Here is a 19325-nt window from a genome sequence, read left to right on the forward strand (position 1 = left end):
TGGTGAAAAATTAAAATAATAACAAGGTTCGTGTATGAGTGTTAGAGGAGAGTTTTCTTCCCGCCTTGGCTTCGTGCTAGCCGCTGCAGGATCAGCGGTAGGCTTGGGAAATATTTGGGGGTTCCCCACACAAGTTGCTAGCAACGGTGGGGCGGCGTTTGTATTTGTTTACATCATATTGGCATTCTTACTGGCATATCCCGTTTTGATGGCTGAGTTGCTCATTGGTAGAGCGACGCGTTCCAACATGGTGGATGCACTAGGGAAAATATCTGGCAGTCAAATAGGACGTGCGACGGGTGTGTGGGGGTTCATAACGGTATCACTCATTCTGGCGTTTTACTCTCTTGTTGCTGGATGGATGATTGCCTACTTCCTGCAAACGATAACGAATATGTTCGGGTTGAATGAAGTGTCATCTTGGCTGACGAATTCATCCGCTACCCGCGATATCCTTTTTTGTGGCATTTTTATATTCTTGACGGCTGGTATTGTAACAGGCGGTGTTAGTGGTGGTATTGAGCGTTGGTCTGTTAGACTGATGCCTACACTTATCGCAATTATCGTTTTGCTAATCATTTACGTATCTACGCAAGATGGCGCAATTGAAGGTTGGAAAGCATACGTACTGCCCGATTTCAGTCGTGTAATGAATCCTGATTTGCTAATTAATGCCATGGGGCAGGCCTTTTTTTCTATGTCTTTAGGTGTAGGTACCATGCTGGTGTACGGTTCTTATATTGCCAAACACGAACGTTTGCATACGTTAGGGGCATCGGTAGCACTCGTTGATATTGGTGTTGCCATATTGGCTGGTATGCTCATTATTCCGGCGATGTATGTTGCACTGAATAACGGCGTTGAAATATTTTCCTCTTCTGGTGAATTGATAGAAGGTGACTCGTTGATATTCACCGTATTGCCTGCGTTGTTTGACACCATGGGCAGTGTCGGCATTGTAGTTGCCTGTGCGTTTTTCGCATTAATGGTAATCGCTGCACTCACATCTTCCATCTCCATGCTTGAAGTGCCAGTCGCTTATGTTGTTGAAAGTAAAGGTGTTGAGAGAAAGCGTGCAGTTTGGGGCTTGGCATTTACGGTGTTTATCGTATCGACAATCATTGCCCTTAATTTTCAAGCACTCTTTGGATTGGTTATTACCTTGACCACCAAATATAGCCAACCACTGTTAGGATTGGTGTTGTGTATTTTTGCCGGATGGGTCTGGAAGCGTGATCAAGTATTAGCAGAGCTACAGGACGGATTTGAAGACGCTGAGCACAGTGTGTTTTGGAAGATCTGGCCTTGGTATGTCAAGTTTGTCTGCCCCGTTGTCATTTTTATTATGTTTTATCGCTCCATCGCATAATCAGGGTATTTTGAAGTAAAATGGAAAAACAATATAAAGACGCATCGTTACTCGATGCCCTCATTCCCATTGCCATATTAATCGTGCTTTTAGGTAGTTCGGTTTATCTTTTCTCAGACAATTCGTCTTATGGCCCCAATCAAATCGCGTTAATTTTCTCGATGTTTGTGGCTTCGCTTATTGGTATCAAAAATGGCTATTCTTGGAAGGATATTGAAAAGGGAATAGTGAAGGGGATATCACTGTCACTCGGTGCGATTTTAATTTTGCTAGCCGTCGGCTCGCTCATTGGTACATGGATGTTGGCTGGAACGGTTCCAACGTTAATCTATTATGGTTTGGAGTTACTTAACCCCTCTTTATTTTATGCCGCGGCGTGTTTAATTTGTGCGATCGTTGCAATGAGTATCGGTAGCTCATGGACAACCGCTGCCACAGTCGGTGTAGCGCTAATGGGAATTGCAAACGGGATGGGCATGTCAGAGGCGATAACTGCTGGCGCTGTAATATCAGGGGCCTATTTTGGCGATAAGATCTCGCCACTATCTGAAACCACCAATTTAGCACCAGCCGTTGCTGGTACTAATCTGTTTGAACATATTCAGTATATGCTTTGGACCACAGTACCAAGCATTATACTTGCATTAATATTATTTGCCGTTTTAGGTATCACTGGCACAAATGAAAGTAGTGTAGAACGCATTCAAGAAATGCAATCAATATTAGCAAGTGAGTTCGATTTGGGGCCACATTTACTTGTTCCGCTTATTATTTTATTGGCCCTTGCTGTCAAAAAAGTGCCTGCTTTCCCTGCGGTGTCAATCGGGGCAATGCTTGGTGCAGTGTGGGCGGTTTTATTTCAAAGTGACGTGATTCTAAAAATGGCGGGGGATGAAGGTTCCCATGCGATTGGCACTGCCAAGGTGGTTTGGACGGCATTTTTTGATGGCGTAAGCTTTGATACACCAAGCGACACTCTGAATTCGTTATTAAGCAGAGGCGGAATGTCGGGCATGCTAAATACGATTTGGTTGATTATGTGCGCGATGACATTTGGTGCAGTGTTAGAGCGAGTTGGGTTACTTAAACGTGTAGTTAGCGCTATATTGAGTGGCGCAAGGTCTGCAGGAGACATTATTACACGTACTATTCTCACCTGCTTTGGTACCAACTTAATTACAGCAGATCAGTACATGTCAATCGTCATGCCTGGACGTATGTATAAAGAAGAGTTCGAGAAGCGAGGGTTACATCAGTTGAATTTATCTCGCAGTTTGGAAGATGGTGGGACATTGACCTCGCCATTAATTCCATGGAATACCTGTGGCGCTTACATGCATGGTGTACTTTTGGTTAATCCTCTAGAATATGCAATGTATGCGTTCTTCAACCTTATCAATCCTATTCTTGCCATAATTTACGCATTCTTGGGTATTAAAATTCTTCGCGTTACACCGCCAGGTGTGGAAAAGCGCGCATAACCTTTTTTCAAACAGTGGGCATCTTTGCCCGCTGTTTATATACTTACTCTACTACGCTATTTATCTGCATTTCATGCCATTTAAGGGAGTACTATGTCTGTTACTACGCATTCCGTTAAACGTCGACGTGATTATACGCCTCCGCATTTTCATATTGACACCGTCGACCTTGTTTTCCATCTAGATGACCACAGAACACGTGTTGAATCTACGCTATCAGTGCGAAAGTCAAATCGGCATAGCCACCCACTTGAACTAGATGGTGTATCCTTAGAACTCATCTCTTTACATATTAATGATGGCAGTTGGACTGACTATGAGGTGACCCCTAATGGTATTCGCATTAACAATGTCCCTGATTCATTTACACTTTCTATCGAAACAGTCATTGATCCTAAAAATAATACGTCTTTAGAGGGACTGTATTTATCTGAAGGAGCATTTTGTACGCAATGTGAAGCTGAAGGCTTCCGGAAAATTACCTACTTCTTAGATCGTCCAGACGTGCTGTCTGAATACAGGGTAAAAATCATTGGTGATGCATCTCGCTTCCCTTATATGTTGTCGAACGGGAATAAAGTCTCAGAAGGACAGAGTGCTGATGGTACACATTGGGTAGAATGGCATGATCCGTTCAAAAAACCTTGCTATCTCTTTGCGTTGGTTGCGGGTGACTTTGATTTATTGGAAGACACTTACACAACAAAAAGTGGCAGAGAGGTGTTACTACAGTTATTCGTAGACAAGGGAAAAAAAGAGAGAGGACACCACGCTTTAGCGTCTCTTAAACGAGCGATGAAGTGGGATGAAGACGTATTTGGCCTTGAATATGACCTCGATATTTACATGATCGTCGCCGTCGACTTCTTTAATATGGGGGCAATGGAGAACAAGGGGTTAAATGTCTTTAATAGCAAATACGTGCTTGCCGATGCGAAGTCTGCCACTGACGAAGATTACTTCAACATAGAGTCAGTGATTGCACATGAATATTTTCACAATTGGACTGGGAATCGAGTGACTTGCCGTGACTGGTTTCAACTTAGCCTCAAAGAGGGATTGACGGTGTTTCGCGATCAGCAATTCAGTGCTGATATGGCGTCAGACATTAGCACTCGTATAGGAAGTGTGAGTGTCATTCGTGAGCACCAATTTGCGGAAGATGCCAGTGCGATGTCGCATCCAATTCGCCCCGATGAAGTCATGGAGATGAATAACTTTTATACGGTGACGGTGTACGATAAAGGGGCTGAGGTAATACGCATGATGCATACGCTACTCGGGGCTGAAGGCTTTAGAAAAGGCATGGATTTGTATTTTGAGCGCCATGACGGAAAGGCAGTCACTTGCGATGACTTTGTAGCGGCAATGGAAGAGGCAAATCAAACCGATCTAACTGTATTTAAGCGTTGGTATTCGCAATCAGGTACGCCCAAATTAACTATGGTGTCTTCTTATGATGCGCAAAGCCAAACACTGTCATTGGAATTTACTCAGGATAATCCGCCAACAGCCGATCAAAAAGAAAAACAACCTTTACATATTCCTATCCGTTTAGAATTGATAGATAAACTCGGTGCATCTTTACCTGTGAATAGTAAAGGTGAGATGACAACGGTATTTAATTTGATGGATCGACAAGGCGTCATTGCCTTCTCACCAGTTGAAAATACTGTTACGCCCGTTGTTCTTACTAATTTCTCTGCACCTGTAAAACTTGAGACCAATGGCTCACCGAAACAGTTTGTTCACTTAGCCAAGTATGCAAAAGATGGATTTGCACGATGGGATGCCAGCCAAACGTTGCTTAGCCAATATATTCATCAGCAAGCAGGACATGATGAGTTTTCTAAGAAAGACTCGGTTTCATTGGATATGTTAGATGAATTGTTTGATGACATATTGTCTAGTGCGAAGCAGAATCAAGATTTAGCAAGTGAATTATTGTGTGTCCCGTCATTCGAAACATTGAGCCAACAGGTGACGCAATACAATGTTGATGCGCTCTATTCAGTAAGAGAAACGTTACTTGATCATCTCGCTAATACGCATCAAAGTGCGTGGTTAAGACTGTATGAAGAAATTTCATTGCCTGAATACACTTACGAGCAAGCGCAAGTTCATGCACGTAAATTAAAGAATTTAGCATTAACCTACGCCAGTTTGTCACAACGCAGTGCTTCACTTCCTACTGCGCACTTCAATCAGGCTGATAACATGACTGATACATTGAGTGCACTTAAAGCTGCTCAAACGTCAAATGTTCATGAATTTGATAAGCTCATGGAGCGCTTTGAAGCGACTTGGCGTGATGATCCTCTCGTGTTGGATAAATGGTTTGGTTTACATGCCTCAACGTCACGCGATGATATCTTAAGTCGACTAGATTTATTAAGCGCACACAAGCAGTTCTCAAAATCAAATCCAAACCGTGTTCGTGCATTAGTTGGATCGTTTGCATTTTATAATCCAAAGCGCTTCCATTCGTTGGAGGGCTCGGGATATAAATATGTTACCGACTACTTGCTAGAGTTAGATGATATAAACCCACAAGTGGCGGCACGAATTATTACGCCATTAACCCAGTGGCAACATGTGGATGTGCAAAGGCAATCGCAGATGAAGCATCAGCTTATGCGAATTGCTAACAAAGTGAACTTGAGCAAGGATCTCACAGAGAAGGTCACAAAAAGCCTCTCTTATTCCCTAAATAAATAGTATGAATAGAGTCTACTTTTTTTCATTATCTGTTTCTTACGCTGCGTGTGAAAAACTGTACCATGCTGGCAATAACTCCGTGGTAGTGACGGCAGATTCTGGGGAGCGCGTTCAGCTCCCTACCGTTAATTTACGCCCATTTATTAATCGAAGTGGGCTAAAAGGGCGATTTCGTCTTATTATCAATAGTGAAAATAAAGTTAAGTCTTTTGAAAGAATTTCTTAACAAAATGATAAAGGTTACCTTAGCTCGAAATTTAACCTGTTGATTGAAAAAAGGAAGCAGATACAAGGAACTGGTACGATTTCTTCTTGATATGTTATCAAAATGATGTAATTATTTTGTGAAAATTTTGCCTTCATGGTCTATCTATCCGTTACAGGGTTTGAAGTAGCGGCAGAGGAGAATAAAAATATGAGATCTGGACCTGCGATGTTCAAAAAGTCACATATCGCCATTTGTTTAGCTGGGTTGTTAACTGCAGCGCCGAGTCAGGCGGCAAGTTGGAGTGATGGTGACTGGAGCGTGAGCTTCGATTCAAGCTTTTCTTTGGGAACCAGTATTCGAGTCGAGGAGCGCGATTGGGATTTGATTGGTAAAAGTAACCAACCTCAATTTAATTGGTCAGGATACAACCCTGCTACTAATCCAATTTATACTTCTCAAGACGTGTGGAGCTCACCTGTTGGTGGTTATTCCACAAACGTTGACCTTGCTAACTTGAATTACGATAAAGGCGAAGCGTTTTCGACAATCTTTAAAGGTGTGCACGAATTAGACATTCGTAATAAAAACTCGGGTGTGTTTTTCCGCGGTATGTATTTCTACGACTTCGAAATGGAAGATGGAGATCGTCCTTGGACAAACCCGATTACGGGTCAAAGAAGCGATCCGTGCGAATTTGAGGGCGCGCGAGAAGAGTTATGCCAAGATATTCGTTTGTTAGATGCTTTCTTCTATACAGACTTCAACATCGGTAATATGCCAGTCTCATTGCGTATCGGTGAGCAAGTGGTCAGCTGGGGTGAGAGTACATTTATTCAACATGGTATAAATGTTGCGAACCCGGTTGATGTAACACGTTCGCGTGTACCTGGTTCAGAATTAAAAGAAGTTTTTATTCCAGTTGGAACCGTTTTCGCCTCCGTAGGTATTACAGATAACTTTAGTGTATCCATGTACTACCAGTATGAGTGGGAGCGCAGCAGGTTGCCACAGGCCGGTAGTTACTTTGCTACAAACGATTTTGTAGGTGAGGGCGGACAAGACAACAATGTTCAGCTTGGCTTTACCGGTAACCCAGACATGGACATGGATTTCTTGCTTTCTGGCTTAAATGGCCTAGGTGACATGTTACGCGGTGGTGCTGATGCTGCTTTGATTTCTCAAATGTATCTTGCTTATCCAACCAAGCTCGCCATTCGAGATAAAAGCGATGCTGCACATTACGATGCAGATGATCAAGGGCAATACGGTTTAAAGTTGACCTATTTCTCGCCAGAACTAAACGAAACTGAATTTGGTCTGTATTACATTAATTACCACAGTAAACGCCCAGTTATCTCTGGTGTAACATCAGATTTTACACAAGCAGGTATTGAGAATGATTTGGATTTCATTGCCGCTAACCAAGTAACTCGAGACAATGTAACTGAGCTGGGTGCATTCACCAAAGCGCAATTTTTCTATCCAGAAGATATCAAGTTGTATGGATTTAGCTTCAATACAAACATAGGCGAGACAGCACTAGCGGGTGAAATTGCTTATCGCCAAGATGAGCCACTTCAGGCCGATGATGTAGAGTTGCTGTATATGGGGATGCCCGAACAGTTGGCCAATGCTGGACTAAGACCTGACTTTGGCGGTATTTCGCAGCTTAATAACGTAGGTATCACAGCGGGTCCAGGCGAAACTGCAGACGGATTTATTCTATCTGATACATTGCAATTGCAAATGACGGCAACCCATATCTTTGGCCCAATGTGGGGTACGGACAACTTTATTCTTGTGGGTGAAGTCGGTTATGTTGACATTAAAGATTTCCCAGATCCAAGTGTGTTGCGCCTTAACGGACCTGGCACATCTAGAACAGGTGGTTTAGAGCCTGTGCGCGATGCAAATGGGAATATCGTTTCCACGCGAGAAGGCTTGCACATGGCATTGTCTGATGGCCCAGAAACAAACCCGTTCCCAACCGAAGATGCTTGGGGGTATCGTGTATCAGCTGTAGCTGATTTCAATAACGTGTACTCAGGTGTTAATTTGCGTTCGCGTTTAGCGTTTTCACATGACGTTGACGGTATAACACCCGATCCTTTATTCCTATTTATCGAAGAAAGAAAGTCAGCGAGCTTGTCTTTTGATTTCGATTATTTAAGTAAATGGTCAGCAAGCGTTGCTTACAGTGCATTCTGGGGCGGCGTAGGCACCACGAATGGCTTGTCTGATAAAGATTATGTGTCATTCAGTATCCAATATTCTATCTAGAGAGCAGCATTATGATTAGAAAATTAGCACTCGTAACTTCTGCGCTAGCAATTGCTTTTAGCTCTTCTATGGTTAGCGCCAAAGTATCTGAAGCAGAAGCTGCAAAGTTAGGTGATACGCTTACACCGTTAGGTGGTGACAAGAGCGCAAACGCAGACGGCAGTATTCCAGCTTGGACTGGTGGTATTACTGCACCTCCAGCAGGTTTTAAAACGGGTGATTTTCACCCAGACCCATTTGCAGATGATAAACCTTTGTTCACGATCACGTCTAAAAACTATAAAGAATATGACGCGTATTTGAGTGAAGGTCAGAAAAAGTTATTTGAAACTTATCCAGACACTTACAAAATGCCCGTGTATCAAACACGCCGTACCGCTTCGAACCCAGAATTTGTTTATGAAGCAACAAAGCGCAATGCAACACGTGCTGAATTGGTCGAAGGGGGTAACGGCATTAAAAATGCAGCAATTGGTGTGCCTTTTCCCATTCCTCAAAATGGTGTAGAAGCTATATGGAACCACATCCTTCGTTATCGCGGCGATGCAATTGCAAGAAACGGCGGACAAGCATCGCCTACCGCTTCGGGTGACTATAACGTTATTGGCTTTGATGAGGTACTTTATGTGAAGTACTCAGAAAAAGATGCCACACCAGAGGCACTGCTTGAAGAAAACATTCTTATGAAATTCAAGCAAAAAATTACATCGCCAGCACGTTTAGCAGGAACTGCACTATTGGTTCATGAAACAATGGATCAGGTTCGCGAGCCTCGTCAAGCGTGGACATACAACACTGGTCAGCGCCGTGTAAGACGTGCACCTAATATTGCATACGACGCACCTGGAACAGCGTCAGATGGATTGCGTACAACAGATGACTTTGACATGTTTAATGGTGCACCTGATCGTTACACTTGGGAGTTGAAAGGCAAGAAAGAAATGTATGTTGCCTATAATAACTACAAGTTACATAGCGACAACGCAAAATATGAAGACATTCTTAAACCTGGGCATATCAATCCTGATTTGACACGTTTTGAGAAACACCGTGTGTGGGTGGTTGAAGCAAACTTAAAACCTGAATTCAGACATGTGTACCAAAAACGCGTGTTTTTCATAGATGAAGACAGCTGGCAAGTTCAGGTGGCAGATATGTACGACAATCGTGGAGAGTTGTATAGAGTAGCGGTAGCGCATGGTATTAACTACTATGAAGTACCTACACATTGGTCGACGCTTGATGTTTATCATGATCTTAACTCTCGCCGTTATTTGGCTCTAGGGTTAGATAATGAAGACAAAGTTTATGACTTCACTATTAAACCTGAGGATAACGAATTTACTCCTCAAGCGTTACGACGAGAAGGTATACGCTAAGCAAGAGATAAACGGTTGGCTTAGCCAGCCGTTTTTGTTTTATCAATCAGTAAAATTAACATTATGAGAATGCAGCAAGGTATATTATTACTAGGTTTTTTAGTAAGTTTTTCTACTATCTCCTCAGAAAAAGCGTATCAAGCACCGTTAGTGACTGAGTCATTGTTACTCGACATAGAAGCATCGGAACAGTTCGTATACGCAGTGGGTGAACGAGGACATATTCTGCGTTCTAAAAATGGAAAAGACTGGACTCAAATGGCAGTTCCTAGTCAGGCAACCTTAACTAGTTTAACCACGGTGAATGGAAAGGCATGGGCAGTCGGTCATGATGCAACCATTCTGCATATGCCTTCTGAAAGCAGTGGTGACTGGGAAGTGCAAATGGTTGCGCCAGAAATGCAAAGGCCGTTGATGGACATTATGTTTTTCAATGATAATTCCGGGATTGCTATAGGTGCGTACGGTAGTTACTTTGTCACGGATAATGGCGGTCAAACGTGGTCTAAAAAAATGCACCCCGAATTTCTTCATCCAGATGATCAAGCCTATCTTGAAGAGATTAAAGAAGAAGATGAAGCATTTTACCAACAGGAACTCGCCTCTATTTTACCTCATTTGAATCGTATAACACGCATAGGCGATGCAATTTATATTGCGGGTGAGGCTGGACTGTTGGCTTTCAGCGATGACAATGGTGAAAAATGGCAGCGTATGGAAAGCAACTATATGGGGTCGTTTTTTGATATCGAAAAAACAGCTGATGGAAAGCTGTTAGCCGCAGGTCTTAGAGGTAACGCATTTACCTACAGCCAACAAGATGAAGACTGGGAAAGAGTAGATACGCAAAGTAAAGCATCTTGGAATTCTATTTTGCCTCTTCAAAACGAGAATACCCTACTCGTTGGCAATAATGGTCAAATATTGTGCATCAAAGAAAATGAAGTAAATTTGTTTCAGACTGAAGACGGTGAGGCGGTCACTGATGCTGTTGAGTTCAATGGTGAGGTCATTGGCGTTTCGGTTACGGGCTTGACTCATTTATCAAAACAGTTTGATTTTAAGCAGTGTAAAAAGGTTGGTAGTTAATCATGACGTCGTTAATTGATTTATGTGAACGAGTCATTTTTAGACATCGTGTAATTGTAATAGTGCTGTTTGTATTGGCAACAGTATTGTTAGCCTATAAATCTTCCCAGCTAAAATTAGATGCTGGCTTTACGAAGAATATTCCGCTTAATCATGAATACATGCAAAATTACATGAAGCATAGAGCGGATTTTGGTGGTGCTAATAGCATTTTGGTTTCTGTGTGTGATAGAGACGGGAATATCTACAACCAGCAGTTTTTTGACACATTGAAAGATGTTCATGATCAGTTGTTTTTTATTAATGGTGTAGACAGGTCGTTAGTGAACTCACTGTTTTCGTCATCTACACGTTTCACTGAGATTGTCGAAGGTGGATTTTCTGGCGGGCCCGTTATCCCTGCTAATTTTAATTCCTCGCAGCCTAGCGCATTAAAACTTGTTTCTGAGAACGTTGATAAGGCGGGTATTGTTGGACGTATGGTATCTGATGATTTTCAGTGTGCCATGGTGTCTGCACAGTTACTTGATTTGGATCCTGAAACAGGTGAGCAACTAAATACGCTAGATTTGGCAAAAGAGCTAGAAAATCAATTACGCGGCAAGTTTGAAAACGAAAAAACGAGCATTCACATCATCGGCTTTACCAAAATGATTGGTGATGTCGCAGATGGGGCTAAAGACGTAGTATTGTTCTTTGCCATTGCATTAGCCATTACTGCGGTGATGGTTTACTTCTTCTCTCACTCAATAATGTTAACGGTATTGCCTTTACTGTGTTCTGTTATTGCTGTTGTTTGGCAAATGGGTTTGTTAACCATGCTTGGTTTCGGCCTTGACCCGATGTCTATTTTGGTGCCGTTCTTAGTATTTGCTATCGGTGTTAGCCATGGCGTGCAAATGATTAACGCGGTGGGCAAACGCACGATGGAAGGCATGGAGCCAAAAGTGGCTGCCCAAATGGCGTTTAGAGCATTGTTGATTCCTGGTGGCGTAGCGTTGCTATCTGACACTGTTGGATTCATGACCCTTTTGGTCATTGATATTGGCATTATTAGAGAGCTTGCTATTACCGCAAGTATTGGTGTTGCCGTGATCATTCTGACCAACTTGATCCTTTTGCCTGTCCTCATGTCTTATGCCAAATTTGACGAGAAATACCGTAGAAAAGTGGCTGAGAAAGAAGCGTTTGGCAATCGCATTTGGGAGGCTGTGTCGCAATGCGCATCGCAACGCTATGACTATAAAATTATTTTGGTTGTTGCGGTCTTATTTGCATTTGGTTGGTATCAATCAAAGCAAATGAAAATAGGCGATCTTCATGCCGGAGCTCCTGCATTGCACGAGACGTCTCGTTATAACCAAGACACATTTTTGATTACTGATAAGTACGCTATCAGTGTGGACTACATGTCTATTTTGGTGGAAGCCACACCAGAGGCGTGTACATCGTACGATGCGATGAATGCGATAGACGAACTGCAATGGCGCATGGAAAATGTGAAGGGCGTGCAATCTGCGGTAAGTCTTGCCTCTGTCGCTAAGCTTGTCAATGCTGGATATAATGAAGGAAATCCAAAGTGGCGAGTGTTACCACGAAATCAACAAACCCTAGTTCAGGCTATTTCTCGTATTCCAACATCATCAGGCTTGTTGAATAATGATTGTTCGGTAATGCCAATTATTTTGTTTATGGAAGATCACAAGGCTGAAACGATTAGCCGGGTTGTTGACGCTGTGAAGTCTTTCAGACAAGAGTTTGAAAAAGATGATTTGCAGTTCAAACTAGCGTCTGGCCCAGTAGGCGTAATGGCGGCTAAAAACGAAGCAGTATCAGCGGCACAAGATCCTATGATGCTATATGTGTTTGGTGCAGTTATTTTGCTGTGCTTGTTAAGCTTCAGATCGTTGCGTGCGACACTGTCTGTGGTGATACCATTGTATGTAGTGTCTGTGCTTGCCCAAGCATTAATGACCTATCTTGAAATTGGCTTAACGGTGTCTACTTTGCCTGTCATTGCTTTAGGTGTGGGTATCGGAGTTGATTATGGTATTTATATCCTCTCAACAATGAGTGTTAAGCTTAAGTCAGGCATGCCATGTCAGGAAGCGTACTTGGATGCATTAAAAGAGCGGGGCAGTGCAGTGTTATTTACTGGCATTACTTTGGCAGTTGGCGTGAGTACTTGGGTGTTCTCTTCTCTTAAATTCCAGATGGATATGGGAATTTTGCTAACGTTTATGTTTGTTGTAAACATGCTTGGTGCAATTGTTGTACTGCCTGCACTCGCATCTTTACTTTATCGACGAAAAAAACTTCATGAATAACTATTCATTCATGTAGAAAGGGGCTTCGAGCCCCTTTTTTTGTGGTCTGACAACTAGTTAACATCACATGAAACGTGGTTTTGTCGAATATTCGATAATAGTTTGCGTAAATTGCCGACGTTTTCCCATCATTTGAAACAAAGAAACGTTCATATAATCCTGCGCTTTACGAGTGTTACTTCCTTCTGGCTCCGGTTTAGTCTGATGTTAGAGAAATTTATACACCTTGATTTGATTCAAAAATAAACAGGGATTATTCAAATTATTGGTAAAAAATGAATAGCTATTTAAATTGTTAAATTCGCGTAAATTAATCCCTTTTCTTATCGTAATTTTTTAGCGAGAATACGCATATATTAAGTTGAAAACTGTATATATCTCAGTCTTTTGTCTACGCTAGATATACGAAAATATCGTGTGGAACGTCGGGATTGATTTCTAACGGTACCCTTACAAGATGATAACAAGGTAAGCTACATGACGGTTGCAAGAAGCCAACACTCAGTTTTACTGGAAAAAGTGTTTCAGTTAATCGAGAAAAAAGTCGATAAATCTCAGTCTGATTTGGTTCAGCAGTTCGCAAATATTCTGTTCCGGAATATTTCGTTAGATGACTTAGAGGATCGCAGTGATAGTGATTTATATGGCGCTTCACTGAGTCTTTGGAATGAATTCGTGAAATATGATGCGACTAAGCCTCGTATTCGTGTATTTAATCCTGAGATTGCGAAGCATGGCTGGCAGTCTTCTCATACTATTGTTGAAATCATTGTAAAAGACATGCCATTCCTTGTGGATTCAGTCAGAATGGCATTAAATCGTCTGGGCATTACCGCGCATCTATTGCTACATAGCCCAATAAGCGTTAAGCGTGAAAAGAATAATGTGTTGTCTTCATTCATTCAAAAAGACAGCAAAGAAAAAGCTACCGGCAAAGAAACCGTATTCTTAGTCGAGATTGATCGCCAAACCACCAAAAAAGCGATTGATGAGTTGACGAAAGAGTTGCTATCCGTTGTTGATGAAGTGTCTCTTGCGGTAGACGATTGGCAATCAATGCGTGATCGTTTAAATGACATTATTACCCGCTTCGACAAAACGCCATGCCCAGCCAGCGAGCAAGAAAAGAAACAAACTATTAAGTTTTTATCGTGGCTAAACGATCACAACTTCACCTTAATGGGTTACAGAAGTTACGACGTAGAAGCCATTGAAGGGGATTATCGTTGGATCCCGAACAATGCGTCCAGTTTAGGGTTAATGAAAAATTCGATTAGCGATCGAGATCGTTTATTATCGAAAATGCCTCATAGCGCGCGTAAAGAAGCGCTAAACTCGAATCCGTTAATGCTCACTAAAACAAATACGAAGGCCCGAGTTCATCGTCCTGCTTACATGGATTACGTGGGAATAAAGCGGTTTGACAAAAACGGTAATGTCGTAGGTGAAGATAGGTTTTTAGGCCTATATTCAGCATCTTTTTATAATAGCAGCGCGACTCAACTTCCGGTACTTGCGGATAAAATTGAACATGTATGTGGATTATCTGGTTTTGAAAAAGGAACCCATGCATACAAAGCGTTCATGAACATTATCGAAACTTACCCCCGAGATGAGCTGCTTCAAGCAAGTGTTGAAGAGCTTAATGCGATTGTAATGGGAATCTTTCAAATGCAGGAACGCGGCATTTCTAGAATGTTCGTTCGTAAAGATGTATTTGGACGTTTTGTGTCTTGTATGGTGTATGTACCTCGTGAGAGATATAACACGCAGTTGCGTAAAGAAACGCAAGCGCTTTTGAAAAAGTCATTTAACAGTGATGAACAAGTAGAGTTCACCACGTACTTTTCTGAGTCGGTATATGCGAGAACTCACTACATTGCTCGTGTGAAAGATAACAATGCGGAATTTAATGTGAAGGAAATTGAACAAAACCTAATTGAGCTAACAAAGAGCTGGAACGATAGGCTGGTTGCAACGATTCGAATGAATCACGGTGAAGCGGCAGGTAAAGCACTAGAAAAGAAATATGATAATGCTTTTCCTCGAAGCTATACCGAGCAAACATTGCCTAGCGCAGCCGTAGTCGATATAGAAAAGTTAGAACTTCTAGGTCCTGATCACAGTTTAGACATGCTGTTCTACCGTCCGCAGGAAGAAGGCTTAGACAGCCAGGCTGTTAAGCTTAAGCTGTTCCATAGAAAAGAACCCATTCACTTATCTGCGGTACTGCCAATGTTGGAAAACTTTGGTTTGCGAGTCATCGATGAGAGCCCATACAAAGTAAAATGTGACGAGAACCAAGTTAACTGGATCATGGATTTCTCTATGCTTCATACAAAGAGTAATAAGCTCAATATGGATGAAGCACAAGCCTTATTCCAAGATGCGTTTGCCAAAGTGTGGCACAAGCATTTAGAAGACGATGCATTCAACCGTTTGGTCTTAGGTGCAGGACTTACGGGACGAAAAGTCACGATCTTACGTGCTTACGCTAAATATATGCGTCAAACGGGCAGTTCTTTTAGTAATTCTTATATTGCCAATACACTGGCGAATTATCCTAACATTGCTAAATTGCTTATCGATCTTTTTGAACAACGCTTTAACCCAGCTATCAAGCGTTCAGAGAAAAAAGAAACGGCACTACAGACAAAAATTAAAGAACTTCTTGATCAAGTTTCAAACCTTGACGACGACAGAATTATTCGTCGTTATATGGATATGATTCTGGCAACGCTACGCACTAACTTTTATCAGAAAGATGCGAACGGCGAAGAAAAGTCTTATGCGTCATTCAAGTTCTTACCTGAATTGATTCCTGACATGCCACTGCCATTGCCGAAATTTGAAATTTTTGTTTATTCTCCTCGCATTGAAGGTGTTCACCTTCGTGGTGGAAAAGTGGCCCGTGGTGGTCTTCGTTGGTCAGATCGTCAGGAAGATTTCCGCACAGAAATTCTCGGCTTGGTAAAAGCACAGCAAGTAAAGAATACCGTCATCGTGCCGGTGGGAGCGAAAGGTGGCTTTGTATGTAAACATCTACCGGTTGAAGAAGGACGCGAAGCGATCCTTAAAGAAGGACAAGAGTGCTACCGAATTTTTATTCGTTCATTACTTGATATAACCGACAATATTGTAGATGGAAATATTGTTCATCCTAAAGATGTAGTGCGTTTAGACGAAGACGACCCTTATTTGGTGGTAGCTGCTGATAAAGGTACGGCGACGTTCTCAGATATTGCGAACAGTATCTCTGAAGAATTTAACTTCTGGTTAGGGGATGCGTTTGCATCTGGTGGCAGTATTGGTTATGACCACAAGAAAATGGGTATTACAGCACGCGGCGCATGGGAATCCGTTAAACGCCATTTCCGTGAAGTTGGCATCGATTGTCAAACTACCGATTTTACCTGCTTGGCAGTAGGAGATATGGCTGGTGATGTATTCGGTAACGGTATGTTGTTGTCTGAGCATACGCGCTTAGTCGTTGCCTTCAACCACATGCATATTTTCTTTGATCCTGATCCAGATGCAGCAAAAAGTTACAAAGAGCGCCAGCGCTTGTTCGAAAATCCACGCCTGACGTGGGACGACTACGACAAGTCTATTATTTCTGAAGGCGGTGGTGTATTTAGTCGAAGTGCTAAATCAATCAAACTGACGCCAGAAATGAAGAAATGGCTTGGCACGAGCAAGCAAACCATGACACCAAATGAACTAATTCATAACGCGCTGAAAATGCCGGTAGACCTGATTTGGAATGGTGGGATTGGTACTTACGTGAAAGGCACGAAAGAGTCTCACGCAGAAGTAGGTGATCGTGCAAATGATGATGTCCGCGTTAATGGTAAAGATGTTAAAGCCAAAATTGTTGGTGAAGGTGGAAACCTAGGTTTGACGCAGCTTGGCCGTATTGAATACGCGGCGCATGGCGGTCGATTAAATACAGACTTTATCGATAACGTTGGCGGGGTTGATTGTTCAGACAACGAAGTCAACATCAAGATTTTACTCAACTCATTGGTACGTAGCGGTGATTTAACGCTTAAACAACGTAATGAATTGTTGTATGACATGACAGACGACGTTGCAGAGTTGGTTATTCAAGATTGTTACCGTCAGACTCAGTCGATTTCAATTACGCATCTTAACGGTGTGGCAAACCTGAAAGAGCAACTTCGCTTTATTCATGGTTTGGAAAGAGACGGCGCGCTTAATCGTGAGCTGGAGTTCATTCCAAGTGACGATGATTTATCAGACCGTGCAGCTACTAAGCAAGGCTTAACCAGACCGGAATTATCTGTACTGATTGCTTACGGCAAAATGGTATTAAAGGAAAAATTAAATATTCCTCAAATTACCGATAATCCATATCATAGAAAGCTGCTAGTTGAGGCATTCCCTGAAGTATTACGTCAGCGTTTCGGTACGCACATGGATCTGCATCCATTACGTAGCGAAATTATTGCGACAAAGTTAACCAATAACATGGTTAACGATATGGGATTAAACTTCGCTTTCAGAATGGCGGAAGAAACTGGCGCTAGTGTGGTTGAAATCTCAACTGCCTATGCAGTGGTGAAAGGTATATTTGGTATTGGCCCTCTATGGGAAGAAGTGGAAGATCTTGACAATAAGATTTCTGCAGAAGTCCAACTAGAAATGTTAGATGCGATGCGCAGAACGATGCGTCGTGCGTCTCGTTGGTATCTTCGCCATGGTGATAAATCGCAGTCGATTGATAAAGCGATCGAATTCTATCGTGAAACGTTCAACGATTTGTCATCTAATCTGAAGTCATATCTTGTTGAAGACGAGTATCAACAGCTAGAAGATGTTAAACAACATTATGTAGATGCAGGTGTTCCAGATGTTATCGCTTATAAAGTGGCGAGCTTTAGCAACTTGTTCTCTTGTCTTGATTTGGCTCAAGTAGCAAAAACAGAGAAACGCGATATTTCTCTGGTTGCAAGTTTGTACTTTAAGCTTGGATCTAAACTTGAACTTCATTGGTTCTTGGATCAAATCAATAAGCAAACAGTGGCAAATCACTGGCAAGCACTTGCTCGTGCGTCATACCGAGAAGAACTAGACTGGCAGCAGCGTTCATTAACAAACGTCTTGTTGCACTCTTCACCAAAAGGAAAGGATGCAGATAAGATTTTAGATTCGTGGATTGAGACGAATCGCCCCATGCTTGATCGTTGGTATCACATGATGTCTGAGTTTAGAACCAGTTCGTCACATGAATTTGCTAAATTCTCGGTGGCGTTAAGAGAGATCATGTTGCTAAGTATCAACGCTAACGATTAAAATTTAGCGCACTTCAATTAACTAAATCGCCTTGATGTCTTTGATGTCGAGGCGTTTTTCTATATTAGGTTGTTGAACTATGTACTCACTGTTAAAAACGTTTTTATTAAACCAAGATCCAGAATGGAGCCACGACTTCACTATTAACTGGCTAAAGAAAACGCAACATTCATTTTTGAATTTTACGTATAAACAACCCGTTGAAGATAAACCCGTTGAATGCTTTGGATTAACCTTTAAAAACCCTGTAGGCCTGGCAGCTGGGCTTGATAAAAACGGCGAATGCATTGACGCGTTTGCCGCTATGGGGTTTGGTTTCATAGAGGTAGGCACCGTTACACCCAAGCCTCAAACCGGAAATGACAAGCCCAGATTGTTCAGGATCCCGGAAAAAAATGCCATCATCAACCGAATGGGGTTTAATAACAAAGGTGTTGATTATTTGGTTGACCGCGTTAAAGAAGCCAAATACACCGGCATTTTGGGTATCAATATTGGCAAAAATAAAACAACGCCAGAAGAAAACGCCCTAGATGACTATGTAATCTGTTTGCGCAAAGTGTACGAGTACGCCAGTTATGTAACGGTTAATATTTCATCGCCCAATACACCGGGACTAAGAAATTTACAATATGGTGACGCCTTAGATGCGTTGTTATCTGGCCTGAAAGCTGAGCAATTAGCTTTGGCTGAAAAACACGGTAAGTACGTGCCGGTGGTCATCAAAATCGCGCCTGATTTATCCGACGATGAGGTGGCATCAATCGCTGAGTCTCTAACGCGTAGCAAAATGGATGGGGTGATTACTACTAATACTACGCTTGATCGTGAGAGTGTCGTGGGCTTGCCTCATGCCCAAGAAGCGGGCGGTTTAAGTGGTGCGGTTTTGACAGAAAAGAGCCAACATATTACAGCCGAAATGGTTAAATGCCTAAACGGTGCTATGCCAGTTATTGGGGTCGGTGGCATAAATAATGTAGCAAGTGCTAAAGCACGCTTGGATGCAGGTGCCACTTTGGTACAAGTGTACTCTGCGCTGATCTATCAAGGTCCACCATTAGTAAAATCGATCGTAAATGGCTTATAACGATCAATATAGGATCTTTTAAACCTAGAATAAAAAAATCTTTTAAAATTAAAAGATTAGCCTTAAATATA

The 19325-nt window shown here is 42.2% G+C and carries 10 protein-coding genes; all 10 read left to right on the forward strand.

Going from position 1 to position 19325, the window contains the following annotated elements; genetic code table 11:
- Positions 1-34: 34 nt before the first annotated feature.
- The 10 genes from OE749_RS05495 (at position 35) to pyrD (ending at position 19254) form a co-directional block, all read left to right on the forward strand.
- On the forward strand, positions 35-1369 hold the full coding sequence (locus OE749_RS05495; protein ID WP_263711346.1) for a sodium-dependent transporter: 1335 nt from the start codon (positions 35-37) through the stop codon (positions 1367-1369).
- A gap of 20 nt (positions 1370-1389) precedes the next feature.
- Complete coding sequence (gene nhaC / locus OE749_RS05500) at positions 1390-2850, forward strand: Na+/H+ antiporter NhaC (RefSeq protein WP_263711347.1); 1461 nt, start codon at positions 1390-1392, stop codon at positions 2848-2850.
- 93 nt (positions 2851-2943) lie between these two features.
- Positions 2944-5568, forward strand: a complete 2625-nt coding sequence (pepN, locus tag OE749_RS05505; RefSeq protein ID WP_263711348.1) for an aminopeptidase N — start codon at positions 2944-2946, stop codon at positions 5566-5568.
- 1 nt (position 5569) lies between these two features.
- Positions 5570-5794: a DUF2835 domain-containing protein gene (locus OE749_RS05510; RefSeq protein WP_263711349.1), complete on the forward strand. Its 225-nt coding sequence runs from the start codon at positions 5570-5572 to the stop codon at positions 5792-5794.
- 189 nt (positions 5795-5983) lie between these two features.
- Positions 5984-8056, forward strand: coding sequence for a DUF1302 domain-containing protein (locus OE749_RS05515; RefSeq protein ID WP_263711350.1), 2073 nt, complete (start codon positions 5984-5986; stop codon positions 8054-8056).
- An 11-nt stretch (positions 8057-8067) separates the two neighbouring features.
- Positions 8068-9435 (forward strand): DUF1329 domain-containing protein, encoded by a 1368-nt coding sequence (locus OE749_RS05520; RefSeq protein WP_263711351.1) that lies wholly within the window; start codon positions 8068-8070, stop codon positions 9433-9435.
- 69 nt (positions 9436-9504) lie between these two features.
- Complete coding sequence (locus OE749_RS05525) at positions 9505-10524, forward strand: YCF48-related protein (RefSeq protein WP_263711352.1); 1020 nt, start codon at positions 9505-9507, stop codon at positions 10522-10524.
- A 2-nt stretch (positions 10525-10526) separates the two neighbouring features.
- Positions 10527-12851, forward strand: coding sequence for an efflux RND transporter permease subunit (locus OE749_RS05530; RefSeq protein ID WP_263711353.1), 2325 nt, complete (start codon positions 10527-10529; stop codon positions 12849-12851).
- 477 nt (positions 12852-13328) lie between these two features.
- Positions 13329-18167, forward strand: a complete 4839-nt coding sequence (locus tag OE749_RS05535; RefSeq protein WP_263711354.1) for an NAD-glutamate dehydrogenase — start codon at positions 13329-13331, stop codon at positions 18165-18167.
- Positions 18168-18246: 79 nt separating this feature from the next.
- The gene (pyrD, locus tag OE749_RS05540; protein WP_263711355.1) at positions 18247-19254 is read left to right on the forward strand and encodes a quinone-dependent dihydroorotate dehydrogenase; all 1008 of its coding nucleotides are present in this window, start codon (positions 18247-18249) and stop codon (positions 19252-19254) included.
- Positions 19255-19325: the final 71 nt, after the last annotated feature.

It is taken from the genome of Fluctibacter corallii (genome assembly GCF_025751585.1).
Taxonomy (GTDB): domain Bacteria; phylum Pseudomonadota; class Gammaproteobacteria; order Enterobacterales; family Alteromonadaceae; genus Fluctibacter_A; species Fluctibacter_A corallii.

Bases quoted from the DNA above. Each gene is read 5' to 3' on its own strand.
- nhaC (WP_263711347.1), top strand. From the start codon at position 1,390: ATGGAAAAACAATATAAAGACGCATCGTTACTCGATGCCCTCATTCCC.
- pyrD (WP_263711355.1), top strand. From the start codon at position 18,247: ATGTACTCACTGTTAAAAACGTTTTTATTAAACCAAGATCCAGAATGG.
- pepN (WP_263711348.1), top strand. From the start codon at position 2,944: ATGTCTGTTACTACGCATTCCGTTAAACGTCGACGTGATTATACGCCT.
- OE749_RS05495 (WP_263711346.1), top strand. From the start codon at position 35: ATGAGTGTTAGAGGAGAGTTTTCTTCCCGCCTTGGCTTCGTGCTAGCC.
- OE749_RS05530 (WP_263711353.1), top strand. From the start codon at position 10,527: ATGACGTCGTTAATTGATTTATGTGAACGAGTCATTTTTAGACATCGT.
- OE749_RS05510 (WP_263711349.1), top strand. From the start codon at position 5,570: ATGAATAGAGTCTACTTTTTTTCATTATCTGTTTCTTACGCTGCGTGT.
- OE749_RS05535 (WP_263711354.1), top strand. From the start codon at position 13,329: ATGACGGTTGCAAGAAGCCAACACTCAGTTTTACTGGAAAAAGTGTTT.
- OE749_RS05515 (WP_263711350.1), top strand. From the start codon at position 5,984: ATGAGATCTGGACCTGCGATGTTCAAAAAGTCACATATCGCCATTTGT.
- OE749_RS05520 (WP_263711351.1), top strand. From the start codon at position 8,068: ATGATTAGAAAATTAGCACTCGTAACTTCTGCGCTAGCAATTGCTTTT.
- OE749_RS05525 (WP_263711352.1), top strand. From the start codon at position 9,505: ATGCAGCAAGGTATATTATTACTAGGTTTTTTAGTAAGTTTTTCTACT.